At 45.1% G+C, this 20,167-nt stretch carries 20 protein-coding genes; 8 read left to right on the top strand and 12 right to left on the bottom strand.

What is annotated here, in order from left to right:
• Window positions 1-2 precede the first annotated feature (2 nt).
• Together prfB and lysS are read left to right on the top strand one after the other, a co-directional pair.
• Window positions 3-1,107, top strand: a protein-coding gene (gene prfB / locus B7X71_RS00185; RefSeq protein ID WP_216180522.1) for a peptide chain release factor 2 whose coding sequence is annotated in 2 segments (ribosomal slippage) — window positions 3-83 and window positions 85-1,107 — 1,104 coding nt in all. Because the reading frame shifts where the segments join, the coding sequence is not laid out codon by codon here.
• A gap of 34 nt (window positions 1,108-1,141) precedes the next feature.
• Window positions 1,142-2,698: a lysine--tRNA ligase gene (gene lysS, locus B7X71_RS00180; protein ID WP_293597904.1), complete on the top strand. Its 1,557-nt coding sequence runs from the start codon at window positions 1,142-1,144 to the stop codon at window positions 2,696-2,698.
• Between the two features lie 84 nt (window positions 2,699-2,782).
• Here the strand turns inward: lysS and B7X71_RS00175 are convergent, their stop codons facing one another.
• From B7X71_RS00175 to B7X71_RS00165, 3 genes are read right to left on the bottom strand one after another with little or no spacing between them, the layout of a single operon-like run.
• The gene (locus B7X71_RS00175; RefSeq protein WP_293597903.1) at window positions 2,783-3,235 is read right to left on the bottom strand and encodes an OsmC family protein; all 453 of its coding nucleotides are present in this window, start codon (window positions 3,233-3,235) and stop codon (window positions 2,783-2,785) included.
• A 26-nt stretch (window positions 3,236-3,261) separates the two neighbouring features.
• Window positions 3,262-3,642 carry a rhodanese-like domain-containing protein gene (locus tag B7X71_RS00170; protein WP_293600101.1) on the bottom strand — a complete coding sequence of 127 codons (381 nt, stop codon included), beginning with the start codon at window positions 3,640-3,642 and terminating at the stop codon, window positions 3,262-3,264.
• 47 nt (window positions 3,643-3,689) lie between these two features.
• Window positions 3,690-4,070 carry an isoprenylcysteine carboxylmethyltransferase family protein gene (locus tag B7X71_RS00165; protein ID WP_293600100.1) on the bottom strand — a complete coding sequence of 127 codons (381 nt, stop codon included), beginning with the start codon at window positions 4,068-4,070 and terminating at the stop codon, window positions 3,690-3,692.
• A gap of 302 nt (window positions 4,071-4,372) precedes the next feature.
• Between B7X71_RS00165 and B7X71_RS00160 the strand changes: the two genes are divergently transcribed.
• Window positions 4,373-5,149, top strand: a complete 777-nt coding sequence (locus tag B7X71_RS00160) for a ferredoxin--NADP reductase (protein WP_293597051.1) — start codon at window positions 4,373-4,375, stop codon at window positions 5,147-5,149.
• 93 nt (window positions 5,150-5,242) lie between these two features.
• Here the strand turns inward: B7X71_RS00160 and B7X71_RS00155 are convergent, their stop codons facing one another.
• From B7X71_RS00155 to accB, 6 genes are all read right to left on the bottom strand, one after another.
• Window positions 5,243-5,962 (bottom strand): sulfite exporter TauE/SafE family protein, encoded by a 720-nt coding sequence (locus tag B7X71_RS00155; protein WP_293597052.1) that lies wholly within the window; start codon window positions 5,960-5,962, stop codon window positions 5,243-5,245.
• Between the two features lie 29 nt (window positions 5,963-5,991).
• Complete coding sequence (locus tag B7X71_RS00150) at window positions 5,992-6,768, bottom strand: ABC transporter ATP-binding protein (RefSeq protein ID WP_293597050.1); 777 nt, start codon at window positions 6,766-6,768, stop codon at window positions 5,992-5,994.
• Window positions 6,769-6,809: 41 nt separating this feature from the next.
• A complete protein-coding gene (locus B7X71_RS00145; RefSeq protein WP_293597049.1) occupies window positions 6,810-7,583 on the bottom strand; it encodes an ABC transporter permease in 774 nt (257 codons plus the stop codon).
• 3 nt (window positions 7,584-7,586) lie between these two features.
• Entirely contained in the window at window positions 7,587-8,870 is a 1,284-nt protein-coding gene (locus B7X71_RS00140; RefSeq protein ID WP_293597048.1) for an ABC transporter substrate-binding protein, read from the bottom strand.
• A 61-nt stretch (window positions 8,871-8,931) separates the two neighbouring features.
• Window positions 8,932-10,389, bottom strand: a complete 1,458-nt coding sequence (locus B7X71_RS00135) for a pyruvate carboxylase subunit B (protein ID WP_293597047.1) — start codon at window positions 10,387-10,389, stop codon at window positions 8,932-8,934.
• Complete coding sequence (accB, locus tag B7X71_RS00130; protein WP_293597046.1) at window positions 10,389-10,952, bottom strand: acetyl-CoA carboxylase biotin carboxyl carrier protein; 564 nt, start codon at window positions 10,950-10,952, stop codon at window positions 10,389-10,391. The genes B7X71_RS00135 and accB overlap by 1 nt, the downstream gene beginning before the upstream one ends.
• A gap of 113 nt (window positions 10,953-11,065) precedes the next feature.
• On the opposite strand from accB, the gene B7X71_RS00125 reads away from it, so the two are divergent.
• The 4 genes from B7X71_RS00125 to B7X71_RS00110 are packed head-to-tail and all read left to right on the top strand — an operon-like array spanning window position 11,066 to window position 15,142.
• Window positions 11,066-11,878 carry an IclR family transcriptional regulator gene (locus B7X71_RS00125; RefSeq protein WP_293597045.1) on the top strand — a complete coding sequence of 271 codons (813 nt, stop codon included), beginning with the start codon at window positions 11,066-11,068 and terminating at the stop codon, window positions 11,876-11,878.
• Window positions 11,879-11,892: 14 nt separating this feature from the next.
• A complete protein-coding gene (locus B7X71_RS00120) occupies window positions 11,893-12,723 on the top strand; it encodes a 3-keto-5-aminohexanoate cleavage protein (RefSeq protein WP_293597044.1) in 831 nt (276 codons plus the stop codon).
• A gap of 5 nt (window positions 12,724-12,728) precedes the next feature.
• The gene (locus B7X71_RS00115) at window positions 12,729-14,339 is read left to right on the top strand and encodes a choline dehydrogenase (protein ID WP_293597043.1); all 1,611 of its coding nucleotides are present in this window, start codon (window positions 12,729-12,731) and stop codon (window positions 14,337-14,339) included.
• A 32-nt stretch (window positions 14,340-14,371) separates the two neighbouring features.
• A complete protein-coding gene (locus B7X71_RS00110) occupies window positions 14,372-15,142 on the top strand; it encodes a sulfite exporter TauE/SafE family protein (protein WP_293600099.1) in 771 nt (256 codons plus the stop codon).
• Window positions 15,143-15,147: 5 nt separating this feature from the next.
• Here B7X71_RS00110 and B7X71_RS00105 read toward each other — a convergent pair whose 3' ends face one another.
• Genes B7X71_RS00105 through B7X71_RS00095 form a run of 3 tightly spaced genes read right to left on the bottom strand, consistent with a single transcriptional unit; the run spans window position 15,148 to window position 19,156 of the window.
• Entirely contained in the window at window positions 15,148-16,683 is a 1,536-nt protein-coding gene (locus B7X71_RS00105) for an AMP-binding protein (RefSeq protein WP_293597041.1), read from the bottom strand.
• Between the two features lie 40 nt (window positions 16,684-16,723).
• Entirely contained in the window at window positions 16,724-18,130 is a 1,407-nt protein-coding gene (locus B7X71_RS00100; RefSeq protein ID WP_293597040.1) for an aldehyde dehydrogenase family protein, read from the bottom strand.
• A 39-nt stretch (window positions 18,131-18,169) separates the two neighbouring features.
• Complete coding sequence (locus tag B7X71_RS00095; RefSeq protein WP_293597039.1) at window positions 18,170-19,156, bottom strand: tripartite tricarboxylate transporter substrate binding protein; 987 nt, start codon at window positions 19,154-19,156, stop codon at window positions 18,170-18,172.
• Between the two features lie 194 nt (window positions 19,157-19,350).
• On the opposite strand from B7X71_RS00095, the gene B7X71_RS00090 reads away from it, so the two are divergent.
• Complete coding sequence (locus B7X71_RS00090; protein ID WP_293597038.1) at window positions 19,351-20,151, top strand: IclR family transcriptional regulator; 801 nt, start codon at window positions 19,351-19,353, stop codon at window positions 20,149-20,151.
• Window positions 20,152-20,167: the final 16 nt, after the last annotated feature.

The raw sequence follows: 20,167 nt of genomic DNA, 5'->3' as shown, positions 1-20,167 counted from the left end.
GGATGGAAGCCGAACAACTCAATATTATTTCAAATACCCTGTCCGATCTGCTCACTCGTGAGCAAGCACTTCGGGGGTATCTTTGACTTCGAAGTAAAGTCACGACGCCTTACTGAAGTTAACTCTATTCTTGAAGATCCCACCATCTGGGATGATCAAAAGAAAGCCCAAGCTCTCGGCAAAGAAAAGAAATTGCTCGATGGCGTTGTTGCCACCCTCACCGATTTAAATAGCAATATCACTGGCGCCCTCGAATTATTCGACATGGCCAAAGAAGAAAGTGATTTTGAAACCATCGGCGCTATCGAACAAGACGTTGAGAGCTACAGCAAGATCATTCATGATCTTGAGTTTCGCCGCATGTTTCATAACGAAATGGATTCCTGCAGTTGCTTTATTGATGTTCAAGCAGGTGCTGGTGGAACAGAGGCTTGTGACTGGGCCAGCATACTCCTGCGCCAATATCTCAAATATTGCGAGCGAAAAGGCTATAAGACAGAAATCTTAGAAGAATCTGATGGCGACGTTGCTGGTATTAAGAGTGCCACTATTAAGGTAGATGGCGAGTACGCTTATGGGCACCTTCGCTCAGAAACTGGTGTACACCGCCTGGTACGTAAGTCGCCCTTTGATTCATCCAATGGTCGCCACACTTCTTTTGCCAGTATTTATGTGTACCCAGAAATTGATGACTCAATTGAGATTGACGTCAATCCGGCAGACATTCGTACTGATACCTATCGCGCCTCTGGTGCGGGTGGTCAGCACATTAATAAGACTGACTCGGCGGTTCGCTTAACCCACCTTCCAACTGGAATCGTGGTGCAGTGTCAGAATGACCGAAGCCAGCACCGCAACAGAGCTGAAGCAATGACGATGTTGAAGTCACGCCTTTATGAGCACGAGATGCAAAAGCGTCGTGCTGAGCAAGATAAGCTTGAGGCCAGCAAAACGGACGTGGGCTGGGGCCATCAGATCCGCTCATACGTGTTGGATCAAAGCCGCATTAAAGACTTGCGTACCAACGTTGAGATTTCCAATACACAGAAAGTATTGGATGGCGATCTTGACGCCTTTATTGAAGCCAGCCTGAAGCAAGGCGTTTAATTCCTTACCCCTATTCCAGTTATAAATATTCTATATGAACTATCAAGCGAATTCCAATCCTAACCAGGCTGCAGCCACTGAGGCTGTTGATGAAAATCACATCATTGCAGAGCGTCGCGAAAAGTTAGCTAAATTACGCGAAGGCGGAGTAGCCTTTCCAAACGACTTCGTACCTACCCACTTAGCGACAGATCTACATACCCACTACGACAGTCTTACTAAAGAAGAGTTGGCCGCCAAAAAAGTGCATGTCAAAGTTGCCGGTCGCATGGTGCTTAAGCGCGTGATGGGTAAAGCCAGTTTTGCAACTATCCAAGATCGTAGTGGTCAGATTCAGTTCTACATCAACGATGAAATCAGTGGTGCAGATACGCATGGTGCATTTAAGCACTGGGATATGGGTGACTTTATCTCTGCTGAAGGCAATCTATTTAAAACAAATAAGGGCGAGCTCTCAGTCGAATGTAGCAATCTACGTCTCCTGAGCAAATCTCTGCGCCCTCTGCCAGATAAATTCCATGGTCTTTCTGATTTAGAGACTAAGTATCGTCAACGCTACGTTGATTTGATTGTGAACCCAGAAAGTCGCAATACTTTCCGTGCACGCAGCAATACGATTGCCTCCTTGCGTCGCCACATGCTCGATGCCGACTTCATGGAAGTCGAAACACCGATGCTCCACCCTATTCCGGGTGGCGCTACAGCCAAGCCGTTTATTACTCACCACAATGCATTAGATATGCAGATGTTCTTGCGTATTGCACCTGAGTTGTATTTAAAGCGTTTAGTGGTTGGTGGTTTTGAGCGTGTATTTGAAATTAACCGCAACTTCCGCAATGAAGGTGTTAGCCCGCGCCACAATCCAGAATTCACGATGATGGAATTCTATGCAGCCTATACCGATTACCGCTGGTTGATGGATTTCACGGAGAATCTAATTCGTGCTGCCGCAATGGATGCACAAGGTACTGCAGTCCTAGCTCACCAAGGTCGTGAGCTCGATTTGAGCAAGCCGTTTCAGCGCCTAACCATTACTGAAGCCATCTTGAAATATTGCGGTCAGTCCAACAAGAGCTATGAGCCCGCTCAATTGGAAGATGCTGCATTTATTCGTACTGAGCTGAAAAAAGGTGGCGAGAATCCAGATAGCCCCACCCTGAAGAACGCGGGTATTGGCGCCCTTCAACTCGCTTTGTTTGAATTGGTGGCTGAGTCGCATCTATGGGAGCCAACTTACATCATCGATTATCCAATCGAAGTAAGCCCTCTCGCCCGCGAATCCGATACACGTCCGGGCATTACTGAGCGTTTTGAATTATTCATCACTGGTCGCGAGATCGCCAACGGCTTCTCCGAGTTAAATGATGCAGAAGATCAAGCCAATCGCTTCCGCAAGCAAGTTGAGCAAAAAGAAGCTGGTGACGAAGAAGCAATGTACTTTGACCATGACTTCATTCGTGCACTGGAATACGGTATGCCTCCAACTGGTGGTTGCGGCATCGGTATTGACCGCTTAGTCATGCTATTGACTGATGCGCCTAATATTCGTGATGTGATTTTGTTCCCACATCTGCGTCGCGAAGAAGAGTAATTTGCTTGATTACTGATTTCAGAAAAACAAAAAAGCCGCAGAATTGAACTTCTGCGGCTTTTTCTTTTTACGGAGTCGAATAACTCAGCTTGCTGGATATAGCTTCGTATTCTCGCTATCGATTACCGTGACATTAACTGGAATGCCCAAGCTAACACTAGAAGATACGGTGCAGAAATCCTGAAACTGAGCCAATACCCGCTCTAGGTTTTCCAGAGCATTTCCTGGCATACCAATACGAATTTCCACCGAAATTGCCAGAATACGCAAACGGTTTTCTGCATTTCTACCAATCTCACAGCTCGCCTTGGTTTCAATTGGCTCTGGATTTTGCTTAAACTTTCTAAGCGCAAAGAGGAGTGAATCAGATAAACAATTGGCCACACCAGCTAGTAAGAACTGAGATGGGGTTGCACCTTGGGATCTACCTAATGGCGGTGGCTCATCTCCATATATAGGCTCTCGCTCTTCATTGTAATAAATAGCAAATTGATAATCAGATTGCTGCACTAGGCGCACTGATGGAGATTCACTCATTTGGACTCCTTTTATGGTTACTGCGATTATTCAAACTTTACAGCCTCGGGTTTTGCAATTGGGTTTCCTGATTCACTCCAAGCATCAAAACCACCACTAATCGACTGAACATTCCGATATCCCATCTCATGCAAGGCTTTTGCAGCCAAGGCCGCTCTTCCACTTGTCTTGCAATAGAGCACAATCTTTAAATCTCGAACGCTCAATGCCGGATTGCCGCTTAACTTAAATTCCAGCATACCCCTCGACATATGAATGGCGTCAGGGATATGGCCGCTCGCATACTCATCCGCCTCACGGACGTCGAACAATACATCCGCATCCTGAATTGCCTGCGGCGCCTCTGCTAAGCCAACTTCTTGAATACTTCCCTTGGCGAGAGCAACTAAATCATGAGCTGTTTTCATTTGACTTCCTTTTTCATATATTCAATAACATTATATATAAATATATACTAATAAATGCCCGGTATCAACTTTTTAACTCTCAGCTGATACTCTTGATACTCAGGAAATCGATCTATCAACCAAACCTCCTCTCGCCTGGCCTTAATATCAAACAGGCCAAACAAAGCAATTGCATATGCTAATACACAGACCCCAGGAAAGATGAGTACCCAAGCAAATGCAGCTAACAGCACACCAAAATAGATGGGGTGACGAACAAAACGATATAGACCAGCTTGAATCAGCACTGCATTGTCTTTTGGGCAAGGCAATGGGGTGAGATTTTTACCTAGATTGATTGCTGCAATCACCATAATTAAACAGGCTAGCAAACCAATTGCAACACCACAGGATAGAAGAGTGGTGGCTAACAGACCTGCGGAGACCAAAGGGGGTCCTTTAGGCCCAAATAAGATCAGGCTAATCAAGATTCCCTGAATTAGGACATACAATCCCCCTCGTTGAATTATCGATTGATGGGGATCAGAATTCATGGCAATTACCTTGCAAAGACAATTGGGCAGTCTAGCCTGTTTTGAGAGTAATAAGCCTCAAATCCAAGAAAAACAGGGTCTAAGAAAAAATATCGCTTCATTCTATTGATTTTTATCAAGCAAATATTCTTGAATCTATAAAAAAGATTCAAGAATGAGGATAATTACAACTTCATTCTTACTGATTAAAAGTCACTATGGCAGCCTACAACACCGAAACTGTGCTCACCGTTCACCATTGGAATGACACTCTTTTTAGCTTTACCACCACCAGAAATAAAGGACTGCGTTTTCGTAGCGGCCACTTCCTAATGATTGGTCTTGAAGTTGAAGGAAAGCCATTGGTGAGAGCTTACAGCGTAGCTAGCCCAAATTATGAAGAGCATTTAGAATTTTTAAGCATTAAAGTCCAGGACGGCCCTCTCACTTCTCGCCTGCAAAAGATTCAGGTGGGCGACCCAATTCTGGTAAGTGAGAAATCTGTTGGTACCCTGGTTATTGATGACCTTAATCCAGGAAAACATCTTTATCTATTTAGCACCGGCACAGGTCTTGCACCCTTCATGAGCATTATTCGGGACCCTGAAACCTACGATAAATTTGAAAAAGTCGTTCTTATCCACGGCGTTCGCTTAGTGAGTGAGCTGGCATATGGTGACTACATTAAAAATGAGTTGAGTCAAGATGAATTCTTGGGTGAAATCATTCGCGAAAAACTGGTTTACTACCCAACAGTTACACGAGAAGCATTCAAGCATACCGGCCGACTGACAACTGCAATAGAGTCTGGGCAATTGTTCAAAGACATTGGCTTGCCACCGCTTGACCCAAGCATAGATAGAGCCATGATTTGCGGTAGCCCATCCATGCTCAAGGAGACCGCTGAAATGCTCGATGCGAAAGGTTTTAAGGTCTCTCCAAGTCTTGGTCAACTTGGCGATTATGTATTTGAGCGTGCCTTTGTAGAAAAGTAATTGGCCGGGGAAATATATCGAGAAGCGCTTTGGATGGAGGCTCTTAGCCCCTTATTTCGACCGTGAATCTGATAACAACCCGCGCTCTTGCACTTATTTAAATATGAGAAGGAATGCCAAGTTAAAAGCTGCATTTGCAATCAAGAGCCCCAAACAGATGCGCTTTAATGTGCCATCTGAAATTGTGTGGGAATTTAGAATTCTTTGAGCAAACCTCAAGCCCACCCAATATGAGGGTATTGCCAAGAGTAGATATGGCACCCATTCCAATCCTCCGCCCATCAAGCTTGCTGCCAGGATCGCAAATAAAGAGATCCCTGAAACAAAATGGGATAACAAAGAGCGAGTTCTATCAAATGCTTGAGTGGTTGAATTGAGATAGAGTGCGGCCGGCGGACCACCAATACCACAAGCACCCAACAATAGGCCCGAAAGACCCCCTGCTAAACCATCCAAAGCAGTAGAGTTGGTTAGCCGAAAATGGGGCTGCAATAACAAGTAGCTAGCAAAAAACAACACCACCGAACTCGTAGCTGTCTTCAGAGCCACCAGCGGAATAAGCCTACCCAACCAAATGCCGAGAGGTAAAAAAACTGCCGAAAAAAATAACATGAGACAAAGTCGTGAACGATCTTCTGCATGCACTTTCCATTGGCGGGAAAGCAAGACCCCGCCAAAAACCTCAGAGCACATCACAATTGGAATTAAGAATGGGATAGAGAACACCCACATTAAAAGAGGCGTCATAATAAGCGCCCCTCCAAACCCACTTAACCTTCGAATAAAACCCCCAAAAACTGCTGCGAATAGCAATATGCCAATCGCAGCTATGTTCTCAGGAATCAAACGGCCTCGCTAACATCATGCTCACCGGCAATGAGATCGCGAATCTGACGGCGGATTTCTAAATAGGCAGGTGTATCCTCAACCATGCGACGGGGCTCAGGAACGCGAATAATTTCTTTCACCCTTCCAGGGCGACGCGTCATCACCACAATTACATCCGAGAGATTAATGGCCTCTTCGATGCTGTGTGTAACGAGTACCACTGTCTTGCTTTCTTCATTCAAAATGCGAATCATCTCAGCCTGCATCATGGCTCGATTTTGAGCATCCAAGGCGGCAAATGGCTCATCCATCAAAAGAACAGTTGGATCAACCACTAGAGCACGCGCAATAGAAACACGCTGTCTCATACCACCAGAAAGTTGATGGGGGTAATGACTAGTAAATTGACTCAATCCAACCAGAGCAGCAAAGCGAGTAACAATATTATTAATTTCGGAAGAGCCTACGCCTTTGATCTTTAGGCCAAAAGCAATATTGTCATAGACGGTTAACCAAGGAAATAAAGCGTAGTCTTGAAACACCATGGAGCGATCAGCCCCCGGCCCTGTAACCAACTTACCGGCACATTCAATACGACCGGAAGTTGGCACCTCAAAACCTGCAATCAGATTGAGCAAGGTTGTTTTACCGCAACCACTATGACCTAAGATTGAGCAGAACTCGTTCTTGCTCACCTCCAAGGAAATATCTTCAATTGCAAGAACTTCTTTACCCTTAGCGTGCATCGAGGGATAAATTTTACGAATTTTTTCTACTTTAAGAGCTTGCATGGGTTTATCTATTTCTAATGAATAATTGGTTGGCAAATACATTAAGCATTGAGAGCTCTGGACCATGGCATCAGTCTTTGAGCTGTATAACGGATCAGCCTATCCAAACACAATCCAATGAGTCCAATAGCTAGCATGCCTACCAAAATATAGTCTGTACGCAAAACAGTTCTTGCATCATTAATTAAAAATCCTAGGCCTGAATTTGCACCCACTAATTCTGCTGCAACCAAGGCCATCCAACCTACCCCTAAACCAATCCGGATACCGGTAACGATTTGCGGTAGTGCGGCTCGTAAAACTACTCGCGTAATCACACCCCATGAACCGGCACCCAAACAACGAGCAGCACGAATCAAATTGGGTTCAACATTTTTAACCGCATCAATCGTATTCAAAAGAATCGGGAAGAAAATTCCCAAGAAAATGATAAATTGATTCTGAGTGTTACCCACACCAAACCACAAAATACTGAGAGGAATCCAAGCAATTGGCGGAATAGGTCGCAGAATCTCAACAATCGGATCCACTTGCTCGTTCACCCATTTAAAACACCCCATCACTATCCCCAAGGGGATAGCAACGGAGGCATAACAAAATGCTACAAACTCTCTGGATAAACTATCAAATAAATGCTTCCAGATTTCTCCGGATTTCATTAATTCATAGCCACCTTTAGCCACCCCCGAAGGAGGTGGCAACAAAGTAGCTTCTGTTTTATCTAGAAGAAACCGACTGGCGTATTCCCAGGCGGCAAGCAAAATAATCAAAAAAGCTAAACGACGAAATTGCTTGAAAAAATTTATTATTTGCATGGTTTATTTCTTGTAAGTCTTGCCATCGAAAGACCAATCTCTAGTGAGGTCACCTTTTTCTGGGAAAGCTTGAGGTGTAGATGTGGTCAACGGATTCATGTAAGTTGGATACGGGGTTTTATCCAATGGAGCGGACCAGCTTGCTGGCAAGAAAGGTGGTCTTGAGATAGTGGCCCATCCCAATTTGTCAAATGTCTTATCCATAAAACGGGTATCTACAGCGCGTGCAAAATCAATGCCGGTTAGCTTGTTCTGAATACGCTTGTTCTCATATAGCCATGTATAAATAGGCTCATTTGCACGACCCCAGAACACTGGAATTGGATAAATGTAGTTAGGCTTATTTAGCAAGTTGTATGCCGTGATTTGTTGCCGCAAGATTTCTTTTGAGTAGTTCTTCAAGTTAGGATCTTCTTGCATCACATCTACCGCAGCATCAGGATTTTTTCTAATCCACAATGTCGCCTCTGCAATTGCATCGGTGAATGCTTGCACTACATCAGGCGCATTATCAATTACCTCTTGGCGAACATAGAAAGTACCAGCATAAATGTTGTAAGGGTAGCTATCACTGATGATTCTTGCATTCTTACGCTCTTTAGCCATGATGGTTGGGGTTGGATCCCATGGCACTACAGCATCGATACCCTTTGGCATCGCCATTTGCTCACCTGGAGGCATGTTCTTCAAAATAATATCTTTACCAATCTCAATGCCATTAGCCTTGGCTGCAGCTTGAATGTAAAACTCAGCTGAAGAGCCGGTCACGATACCAATTGTGGCAGGAGGATTGGAGCCCTTGAAGTCCTTAAAGGACTTAATCTTGGAGTCCATTGGCACTAATACCGCATGCATCAAGTTGGTATTAATCACCGCAATTGTTTTAACAGGGATGTTTTTATCAATCAGTGATGTGAATGGGAAGTTACCGCCGTTACCAAACTGAAAGCGTCCAGAAATAATGACCTCATTGATAGCAGGTCCAGATGGGAAGGCTTGAAGCTTGGACTCAATGCCGCGCTTAGCTAAAAGGCCTTTTTTATCCATCACCAAGTTAACCGTGTTTTGACCGGACCATGGTGGTTGAAAGGCGATTTGTAATGGCCACCAGCCCTTTTCTTTGAGCCATGCCACAGACTTAGCCGAGACCTTTTCATCAGCACCCTCTGGCCAACCATAGTCATTGAATTTTGTAGCATTTTGAGCCATTGAAAGCATTGGGGCTCCGGATAGCATGGCTACAGCTAACACAGAAAATATACGACGTGATGCGCTAAATTTCTTCATTACGATCTCCTTAATCATGGAATTACTGCACTTAATACCAACAGCGGAACGTCAAAAAAAATTAACTCGTGAAACTTAATTCGATACCACCCAACTTAGTTTTAATATTTTTATATTCTTTTTTCATCACCAAATACTTCACCAACTCGGTGAAAGGTTGCAATACAAGGCCTTGCTGCAAAGCAGCCTGAGCACCATCTTTTAAGCCCAATGCTAGGTTCTCAGGATAAAAAGCATGCAGGCTTAACTGCTCCCTACTGACGGAGCGACCCCATTTTTTTCTTAAGCCCGGTAAGGCTGGGGCAATCAATTCACCCGGACGACGAGAAGCGTCGTAATCCACCTTGGCACGCTCCATGACCATAGCACTTGGCGTACCCGCCAATCTTCCATAATGTCCTTTGAGGTAGAGTTTTATCTCATCAGGGATCGTTTTATAACGCTCGCCCTGCATTACATTGAGAACTGCTTGTGTCACGATGTATTGTGCAAATGGGCTAACTAAGATGGGATAACCTAAATCCTCGCGCACCCTTGCTGTCTCCTCCAAAATCTCTGCCTCTCTATGAGAAATACCCATTGTGGCAAGTTGCGCCCTTAAATTCGAAATCATCCCACCAGGTATTTGATGTTCATACAAAGCCGGGTCATAGCTTGCCTTCTCGCCACGAGAAAAATTATCCCGCGCACAAAGCCAATCAAAATATTCATCTACTTTTTGCAAAGCAGATTGATTCATCTTTGGTGCGCGACCCAATTTTTGCGCGCTTGCATACACATCCAGCACTGATGGCAGTGAAGCACCATTCGCAAGGCAATCTGTTGCGACATAACCATATGCAAAGCCAGCCCTGATGGCCTCCTCATAAACTAATGGAGCTAAGCCAGATTGGCAGTGGGAATGTAATTTAATGGGAATACCAGCAGCTGCTGAGACGACCGCTGGAAAAAGAGATTTAGCGCGTTCAGGAGTTAATAGGCCTGTAGGGTCCTTTACGGAAATAAAATCTGCACCCAACTTGACCAACTCATGTGTACGCGCAATAAAGTAAGCATCATCATGAACAGGGCTTAAGGCATAGGTCAACATAGCGTTGATCAGCATGCCATTCTTTTTGCCAGCCTTAACTGAGGACTCGATATTGCGGTTATCGTTTAACGCATCATAGACAGTTAAGACCTTAACGCCGGACTGTGCCAATAATTCAATATTGAGCTCAACCACATCATCTGGAAATAATTCAAAGGTATAAATACTTTGTCCGCGAGTGAGTGCATCCGTTGGCGTACTCAGTTCCTTGCTAAGAAATGCCATGCGCTTCCATGGATCTTCACGCAAGAAGCGAACCATCACATCAAATACTGCACCGCCTAAAATGTTGATGTATCCATATCCAGCCTGATCAATATCCGCTAAGGCTGGATACATATGGGGTGTAGTCATACGAGTAGACCAAAGGCACTGATGGGCATCACGTAAAGTGACATCAATCATTTCGAATGGCTTCTTCTTAATCATCACGCAACCTCAATCACCATCAGAGCCTGACCAACCTCAATCGTTGCACCATCCTCAACCAAGATCCTCGAGACCTTACCAACGCATTCCGCCGGAATAGTATTTAGCAACTTCATTACTTCAACAATACAGACATCCGTGGTTGGCGTAACACTATCGCCAACCTCAACAAATGGAGGGGAGTTTGGACTTGGCCTGCGATAGAAAGTGCCGATCATTGGACTAACAATGACGCGCTCAGAAGAAGAAAGGGTTAGCGCAGGGCTAGAGGCAGGACTTGCGCTCACTACAGGAGCAGGCGCAAATGTTGGTGCTGCTACATACGCATTAGCAGGAGGCGCACTGCTCGCCCCTACTGAAATCTCAATTTCAAATTCATCCGTTTTATATCCAAACGTAGTGAAGGCGCCCGCATCTTTAATGAGGGCAACAATTTCCTTCACCTGTTTCATGGTGAACTCAGGCGGCAGCTTCACCTGTGTTGCAGGTTTTTTAGCTGAAACTTTTTTTGGCGTCCTTGGACTTACTTGCGCCTTAGGGGCGACTTTCTTTTTTGTTTGCACTGTCTCTTATTTTTAGTTAATATTTTCTCTAATGAAATTTAAAGTATCATCAGATGAAATGCTTTAAGGGTAAACACTTAAAAATGCAAAAAAATTGAAAAAATGATCTCTAAATGCCACAAAAGCTGTCTCGCATAACCCCTCCCACCGAAATAAGCGATGAATCTGCCAAATCCAGCATGGCAGAAAAAGTGTTGCTCATTCTCGAAACCATCGCTCAATCTGAATTTCCGCTAACCCTTGAGGCAATTTCTACGGGCACCGGCTTAGCAAAACCTACCGCATTTCGATTACTCAATACTTTAGTAACCCAAGGATTTATTGAACGCGATCCTAATGGACGACGCTTTCAGCCAAGTGCAAAACTTCGAATCCTGGGAATTAATATTCTTTCGGTCGACTCCATACGATCGCAGCGTGTTGCCGTGATGAAGCATCTAGTAGAAGAAATTGGTGAGACTTGTAACTTCAATATTTTGGACGGCAACAGAGTAATGTATCTCGATCGGGTTGAAACAAGTGCGCCAATCCGACTACACGTTGATCTTGGTATGCGCGTACCACTGCACTGCACTGCCAGCGGGAAATTATTTTTATCCGGAATGACTGAATTACAAGTTAAGAGATCACTTGGGAATGAGCCCTTTGAGCGCTATACGGATCGAACCATTACTGACTATAAAAGACTGCTTTTGGAGTTGGAAAAAATTCGTACGGATGGCTACGCCCTTGATGAATCGGCCTTCCTAGAGGGATTTATCGGAATCGCCGTCCCAGTCATTAATTCAAAAAATAAAACTTTTGCCACCATTACCGCCCACGGACCAGCCTCCCGCATGCAAGAAAAGTCAATTGATTTTTATGTTGCACCTCTTATTAAGGCTGCACAAGATATTCAAAGTAGCCTATCTGAAACCAGTAACTAACTTTAGGAATTGATATGACAAAACCCGTAATCATCACCGTAGCAATGACTGGCGCTATCCCTCGGAAAAAAGATTGCCCTGGTTTACCGGTAACTACCAGCGAGCAAATTGAAGAAACCCACAAGGCTTTTGAGGCTGGCGCAACTCTTGCACATATTCATGTGCGCAACCCAGATGAAACCCCAAGCTCAGACCCTGCTTTATATGCAGTAGTTCAAGAGGGCATACAAAAACACTGTCCAGGAATGATCATTCAGTTCTCTACCGGCGGTCGCGGTCGCGATCAGGCTGCTCGGGGTGGAATGCTTTTTCACAAGCCTGACATGGCCTCTCTAGCAACAGGGTCGGTCAACTTTCCTACTGGCATTTATGAAAACCCCCCGGAGTTCGTTGATGGGCTTGCAAGCGAAATGCTAAAGTACGAGATTAAGCCAGAAATAGAAATCTTTGACCTTGCTATGCTCTATAACGCAGCCAATCTGATTGAGCGTGGCCTCTTAAAGGCCCCCGCCCACGTACAGTTTGTCATGGGTGTTCCAAACGCCATGCCGGCTAGGCGCTCCATTTTAGAATTCCTCGTCTCAGAGTTAAAGGCGGTCATGCCGGATGCTACTTGGACTGCCGCGGGTATTGCGCGCTACCAACTACCAGTCAACGAATGGACTCTTGAGTTGGGCGGCCATGTTAGAACCGGCCTCGAAGACAATACGCGCTATGATAAAACCAGGGCGGCTAAAGATAATGCCGAATTAGTGGCCCGTTTAGCGGAAATGGCGCCAACCTACAACCGCACGGTCGCAACGCCAGCGCAAGCTCGTGAGATCTTAGGATTGAGAAAGCAATAATCGGCATGTCAAATACATCCTTCGATTACATTGTGGTTGGCGGCGGTTCATCTGGCTGTGTATTGGCCAACCGACTTTCAGAAGATCCGCAGAATTCAGTTTGTCTAATTGAGGCGGGGCCCAAAGATCGATCCCCGTGGATTCACTTGCCTATTGGTTATGCCAAGACAATGTGGGACCCCAAGCTCAATTGGAAATTTCAAACCGAACCTGATCCCGGGGTAAATAATCGACAAATTTATTGGCCAAGAGGTAAAACACTGGGTGGCTCTAGCTCCATCAATGGCCTCATTTTTATTCGCGGGCAAAAAGAGGACTATGACACCTGGCGAGATCTTGGCAATTCAGGCTGGGGCTGGGATGATGTCTTGCCCTACTTTAAAAAAGCTGAGGGCAATGATCGACTAGATGAGCCACTGCACTCGAAGACCGGACCATTAAAGGCCTCCTCCATTCCCAAAAAACATCCTTTAGTTGAATCATTTAAGAAGACTGCAAACGCTCTCGGCGTTCCCAATACAGATGACTTCAACAACCTCACCCAGGAGGGCGTTGGTTATTATCAGTTAACCACTCATAAAGGATTTCGTTGCAGCACTGCAGTTGCCTATTTAAAGCCCGCTAAGAAAAGAAAAAATTTAGAAATTCTAACTAATAGTCAGGCCTGCAAGATTATTTTTGAGAATAAAAAAGCAGTAGGCATTGAGATCAATCAGAATGGCGCTAGAAGAGTGGTGCGAGCGAATAAAGAGGTCATCCTCAGTGCTGGCGCCATCCAAAGCCCACAACTGCTTCAGCTATCTGGGGTGGGGCCGGCAAAACTTCTTCAGGAATTTAAAATTCCCGTGATACATGATCTGCCGGGGGTTGGAGAGAATCTGCAAGACCATCTTCAGCATCGCTTGATTTATGAGTTGAATCAACCTATCTCTACTAATGATCAACTCTCATCTTGGTTTGGGCAGCTAAAAATGGGCTTAGACTGGCTACTGTTTCGTGGCGGACCACTTTCAATTGGCATTAATCAAGGCGGATTATTTACCCGCGTCATGAAAGACTCCAAAACACCCGATATCCAATTTCACTTGGCAACCCTCTCTGCGGAGATGGCTGGTGGCAAGGTTCATCCTTTCTCTGGATTCACTATGTCGATATGTCAACTACGACCTGAGTCTAGAGGTTATGTTCGCATTCAATCCACAGATCCACTTGTACCTCCGAAGATGTTTGCTAACTACATGTCAACGCCCTATGACCGTGAGATCAGTATTGCTGCTGTCAAGTACGCTAGAAAAATTGCACAGACAGAACCATTGCGCTCCCTAATTGTGCGCGAGGTTAAGCCCAACAACGCTCAATCCGATGAAGAAATCCTAGAGTTTTGCCGCAATAATGGTGCCACGATTTTTCATCCAACAGGCACCTGCCAAATGGGTCCAGATAACGATCCATTGGCCGTACTAGATTCGTCCTTGAGAGTCAGAGGCGTTGATGGCTTAAGAGTCGTTGACTGCTCAGCGATGCCAACCCTACCCTCGGGTAATACCAACTGGCCTGCAGTCATGCTTGCCGAAAGAGCGTCCGACCTCATTCTAGGAAAGATTAAATCCCACTAATGCACTACCCAATTTTTTCACTTATCGGAGTAATGACAGGCCTCTTAATGGCTCTCTTTGGGATAGGTGGAGGAGCATTCATTGTTCCCGCCTTAGATGCGGCATTTCTGGCAGTTCCGGACTTAAATCACCCCCCTTTTCAACTTATTGTTATTGGAAGTTTGTCAACGATTGTTATTGGCTCCCTTCCAAGGGCCATTAATGTACTTAGGAAGAATAAGAGCGAGCGTATTACAGCAACAACCCTCATCATAAGTGCCGTACCTTTTATTCTATTGGCCAGCTTGATATCAACCCAATTAACTGATCAGTTTTTACGCCTTGGATTTTCAGCAACAATCGTATTAATAGGAGTATGGACGCTCCTTGGAAAATCACCAGCGAATTGCTCACCACATCATCTGATCAAGCCAAATCGCTTTAAATTAATTTCTGTAGGGGCTATTTCCGGGATCTCTTCAGCCTTATTTGGTCTTGGGGGTGCAACACTATTAATGCCACTTTTAACAATGTGGGTGGGAATACCCATTGCAGCATGCGTAGACATATCGATTCTTTTTGTTTCAGCAACATCTATAGTCAGCCTTGTGACTCTAAGCTCGGCTTGGATTGGTATTCATGGTGCTAATGGCATCGGTAACACCATGATTACTTTAATTCTTGTTTTAGGTATCAGTGCCGCCATTACCCAAACAGCCGCCGCTGGGAAAATACTAAAAATGAATGACAACTTAAGGCAAAGATTATTAGGCGCTTACCTTATCAGTCTGGGAATTTGGGTAATTGCACGCGCAATTATCTAGTAAAACTAAGTCTGATTAGGGATAACATCCAATAATTTTAAACGCTGAACTTTGCCAGAAGGGCCACGAGGCAGATCAAGCATGAAGAGAATAAATTTAGGCGTCCTAAATTTACCCAGCTCTTGTAAGCAAAAAGTGCGCATTTCATCCTCGGAGCATTTAGCATCCGGCTTCAAAACAATGCACACCATAATTTCCTGTCCATAATTACTATCTGGAATACCCACTGCTGCCGCATCTAGCACGGCTGGATGTTTTAAGACTGCCTCATCAATTTCGCGTGGAGCAATATTCTCCCCGCCTTTAATAATCAACTCTTTCAAACGCCCGGTGATGAAATAAAAACCGTCATCATCGCGCAATCCTAAATCACCAGTTTTTAACCAGCCTTCAGCATCAAAGGCCCTAGCTGTTTCCGCCTCTGCCTTGTAATATGCATTCAGAACATTCCCACCACGCAAGCAAATTTCACCCACTACATTACTACCAAGAAGCTTGCCTTCTGCATCAACCACCTTAGCCTCTACCCCGCAAGGTTGTCCTGGGCTACCGTAGCGCCTTGTCTCATCATGTGGGTTACAAAAGACCATTGAAGCAGACTCAGTCATCCCCATACCTTCGATGACAGTAATTCCAAATAGATTCTCAAATTCACGATGGTGCTCAGGAGGCAATGGTGCAGAGGCCGAGCGGCCAAAACGAATAGACTTCAAATCCTCGCGACTAGGCAGTGCTCCGCCACTCTTGGCAGCATTAATTAGATAGGCAATGATCGTTGGCACCATATTGATCCATGTACAACGATACTGGATCGCCAAATTCCACCAGTTAGAGACTGAGAAAGTATGTGGAGCAACGACTGAACCGCCAGATACAAAAGGAGTGATGGTGGATATCACTTGCCCATTAATGTGATAGATGGGTAAAGAGCTCAAAACAACATCATTTTGGGTGAGTGAATGCCAAGCGGCCATGGAGCGCGCAGCATGCAATAAATTAGCATGAGTCAGGAGAACGCCCTTAGGCGTACCGGTTGTGCCCGATGTATACATTAACAGTGCCGGCCTTAATGAGCCGACCTGAGGCAGCGTACCGGGACTACATTTCATAAAGGGGCCTTCAGGGGCATCCGGATCTAACTCTAAAAGCAAAAACTTTCTTTTCGTTTTCTCTAGCGCAGCAAATAAAGATTGCTTCTTATCCGGCGAGTAAAACAATGCTTCGATATCGCTATGATCTAACACCCAAGCCAATTGATCCGTCGGAGCCAGAAGATTTAGAGGGGTAATCACTCGTCCGCAAGACATGGCCGCCAGAAAAATAGTGCTAGTTTGGCGGCCATTTTGCATGTACAGGCCAACGTGAGCTCCATTACTGATTCCCTCCCGCTCTAACCATGAGGAAAAATGGCACGCCTCCTTGGCAAGCTGGCCATAAGTCAGTTCGGCACTAATTTCTGGCGCGTATAAAAACGGTTTTTCAGGTTGGGCTGCCTCCCAGTGCAAAAGCACTTCGCCTAAACTTTTACAAGAAGCAGTCATATTTAAATTTCGTTAAAAAAATTGAAAGCGCGAATCTAAATTAAGCCTTTGGAAAGCGACTAAAGTAATCCTTCAATAAATCCTCGACCTTAGGAACGTGCTCAGGGATAGGCCTTACCACCCTTGTGATATTGAGGTAATGACGATAATTCATATTGTCAGAAAAGTTATTTTTACCCCAAGTGCCGCAACCCATAGACAGGGAGAATGGCAAACCATTTTCAAAACTACCTCCAGTGGCGATCGCATGTGCTTGGTTCACAATAATCCTAGCAACTGGCAATTGTTGAGCTAGCGAAGCAGCTCTGGACTCCATGACCTCACCGCGTTGTGCGGTATGCAGGCCTACAGAATGTCCAGCCCCCTGGTAGCCATATACATTGGTTACAAGATCTTTTGCGGCATCAAAATTGGCGGCCTTCCATACGGTCAGAACGGGGCTGAGCTTCTCTCCTGAAAATGGCACATCCGGTCCAAATCCAGTCTCCTCAACCATTAAAAATTTAGCTGATTTTGCCTTTGGATTTTGTAATTGCGCACGCTCAGCAATCACCCCTGGATTTTGTGCCGTTAGTGTCGAGGTTAATTTGCCATTACTAAACATCACATCTTGCAGACGTTTCTTATCAGCGGAATCCAACAGTACTCCACCAACAGCCTCTAATGCGCTAATTGCTTGGCTGTAGACCTGCTCACAAATCACTGTGCCATTTTCACTTGAGCAACTTGTCGCATTATCAAAGGTCTTGGATTGCAAAATCTTATTAGCTGCAGATGCAAGGTCAGCATATTCATCAATAATGACCACTACATTACCCGCACCCACTCCAAATGCAGGCGTGCCACAAGTATAGGCCGCACGAATATTGGCCTGAGATCCGGTAGCAACAACTAGATCAGCTAAGCGCATTAATTCATTAGTAGCATCTTTAGTGATTGGTGAAGGAAGCATTTGTACCAAATCTCGCGGGGCTTTCACTAAATCTAGCTGCTGATGAACAAACTCCAATAGGCGAGCACATGTTGATAAACCTTTAGGTGAAGGAGCAACCACTACAGCGTTACGACACTTCAAAGCATTTAAGATTTTATTAATGGGGGTGGCACCAGGATTAGTAGAGGGCGTAATAGCTGCCACCACACCCACTGGACGAGCATACTCAGTAAGACCTGTCTTCAAATCCTCAGAAATGATGCCAACTGTTTTTGCACAACCTAAGTCGCGCACCAGCCCCAGGGTTTTTCTAAAGTTTTTCTTAAATTTGTCTGCTACATCACCAAGTCCAGTATCTTGAACGGCTAACTCTGCCAACTCTTGATTGCGCTTTGGTTCTAAGATCGCCCAAGCAACCGCTTCGACAACTAGATTGACTTGAGATTGGGTGTACTGCTCGTATACCTTTTGAGCAATACGCCCACGTTCAATGATGCTTTCTACTGGTGTCATAAGTATGCTTAGTTAATGTTATCAAAGGATAGAAAATTGTTACTCAACTTTAATGCCGGCATCTTTTGTAACCTTTTTCCACTTAACCAATTCTGACTTCACAATGGCGCCTAGTTGAGCTGGTGTACTGCCAACGGCTTCAGCTCCTTGAGCGAGCAACCTCTCCTTCACTGCTGGCTCTGCCAATACCTTGACAGTCGCATTGTAAAGAGTGTCAATGATGATTTGAGGAGTTTTGGCAGGAACAAACATGGCATACCAAGAATCAACTTCGTAATCTTTGAATCCCAATTCAGCCATAGTTGGCACATCTGGGAAGACTGGTGAACGCTTCACAGTAGAAACCGCTAATGCACGCAGCTTGCCGGACTTTACATAATTTGCAGCAGCAGGAATAGAAACCCAAAGCAATGGCACCTGACCGGCAATCACATCAGTAATTGCAGGGCCGCCTCCACGATACGGAATATGCATCATGGTGACTCCAGCTGAACCTGCCATCATGGCTCCTGCCAGGTGACCTGGCGAACCATTTCCAACGGAGGCATAAGAAATTGAATCAGGCTTTGCTTTTGCCATTTCAATCACTTCCTTCACACTCTTGCCTGGAAAGTCCATATTAGCAACCAGAATTTGCGGTAAGGAAGCCACCAAGGACACTGGCAAAAAATCTTTTTCAGTATCAAAAGCGAGTTTTGGATAAATCGCAGGATTGATCGTGTGCGAAGAGAGGGTAAAGAGGACTGTGTATCCATCTGCCGCAGATTTAGAAACTATATCGGTTCCGATCGACCCTCCCGCCCCACCTCGGTTATCGATGATGACCTGCTGACCCAACACCTTGCTAAGTGGGTCTTGCACGATACGGGCAATAACATCCGTACCCCCTCCCGGTGGATAAGGAACTACAAATTTAATAGGTTTTGTTGGCCAAGACTGGGCAGCGGCGGTTTGCATTCCCCCAACCAAACCTGCGAATGCAAAAACTCCGGATAAAACAGCGACTAATAGTTTGCTTATGCGCATAATTCATCTCCTGTTAATAACTACATTCATTTGGCTTATCTTAGCCTTTGTTATTGGATCAGACTAGCATAATTGATCTTATTAAACGGAACAAGTTGTTTCGTATAGGTAAAAATACTAACATTTACCCTTTAAATTACAAACTTGTTCTATTAGAATGAACAAAATGACACAATTCTTGAGATTTGACAACCATGCTTGAAACAGAAGCCAGCGACCAGCTAGACGCCCTAAAAAGGGATAATTCCGGCGAAAACTCCTCAATGCTCAAGGGTGTTGTCATATTGGAGGCCCTGGCAGCACTTCAACAACCCGCCACCCTCGCTCAACTCATGCAAATTACCGGAATGCCCAAAGCATCCTTGCATAGAACATTAGCGATATTTGAAGAAGCAAGATTGGTAGCTAGGGAGCCCGGCGGTAGGACCTACGCTCCAGGCGAGCGTCTTGCGCACCTAGCAATGACAACCCTCACACATGACACTGTTTCAGCCATTCGCCACACCATTCTCCGTAAACTAGTATCCGATCTAGGCGAAACCTGTAATCTTGCAGTCTTAAGGCGTGGCGAGCTATTTTATTTAGATCGAGTTGAAGCGGACTGGGCCTTACGCCTGCACCTACCACTAGGCACTGTATTGCCGCCGCATTGCAGCGCTAGCGGAAAGTTGCTACTGGCATACAAGCCTGTAGATGAACGTACTAAGATTTTAGAAAATCTTCCACTTGAACAATTTACCCATAGAACTATTACTGATCTCCATTTGCTGGAATCCGAAATGGAAAGAATTGTGGCTACTGGTTATGCGGTTGATAACGAAGAATATGTTTTGGGCGTATCTTGCGTAGCAGTTCCAGTAAGAGATTCTCTAGGCGAGGTGGTAGCAGCCATAGCAGTTCATGCTGCAACCGCAAGACTCCCTTTGAATCAAGCGATGGGGCATATTCCCAAACTTAAAGAAGCGTCTGAGCGCATTTCTCAAACCCTTTCCTGATTAGCAGAGAACCATA

It is taken from the genome of Polynucleobacter sp. 39-46-10 (assembly GCF_002282275.1).
Note: the sequence above shows the minus strand (reverse complement) of the source record. Positions and strands in the feature narration are given on the sequence as shown.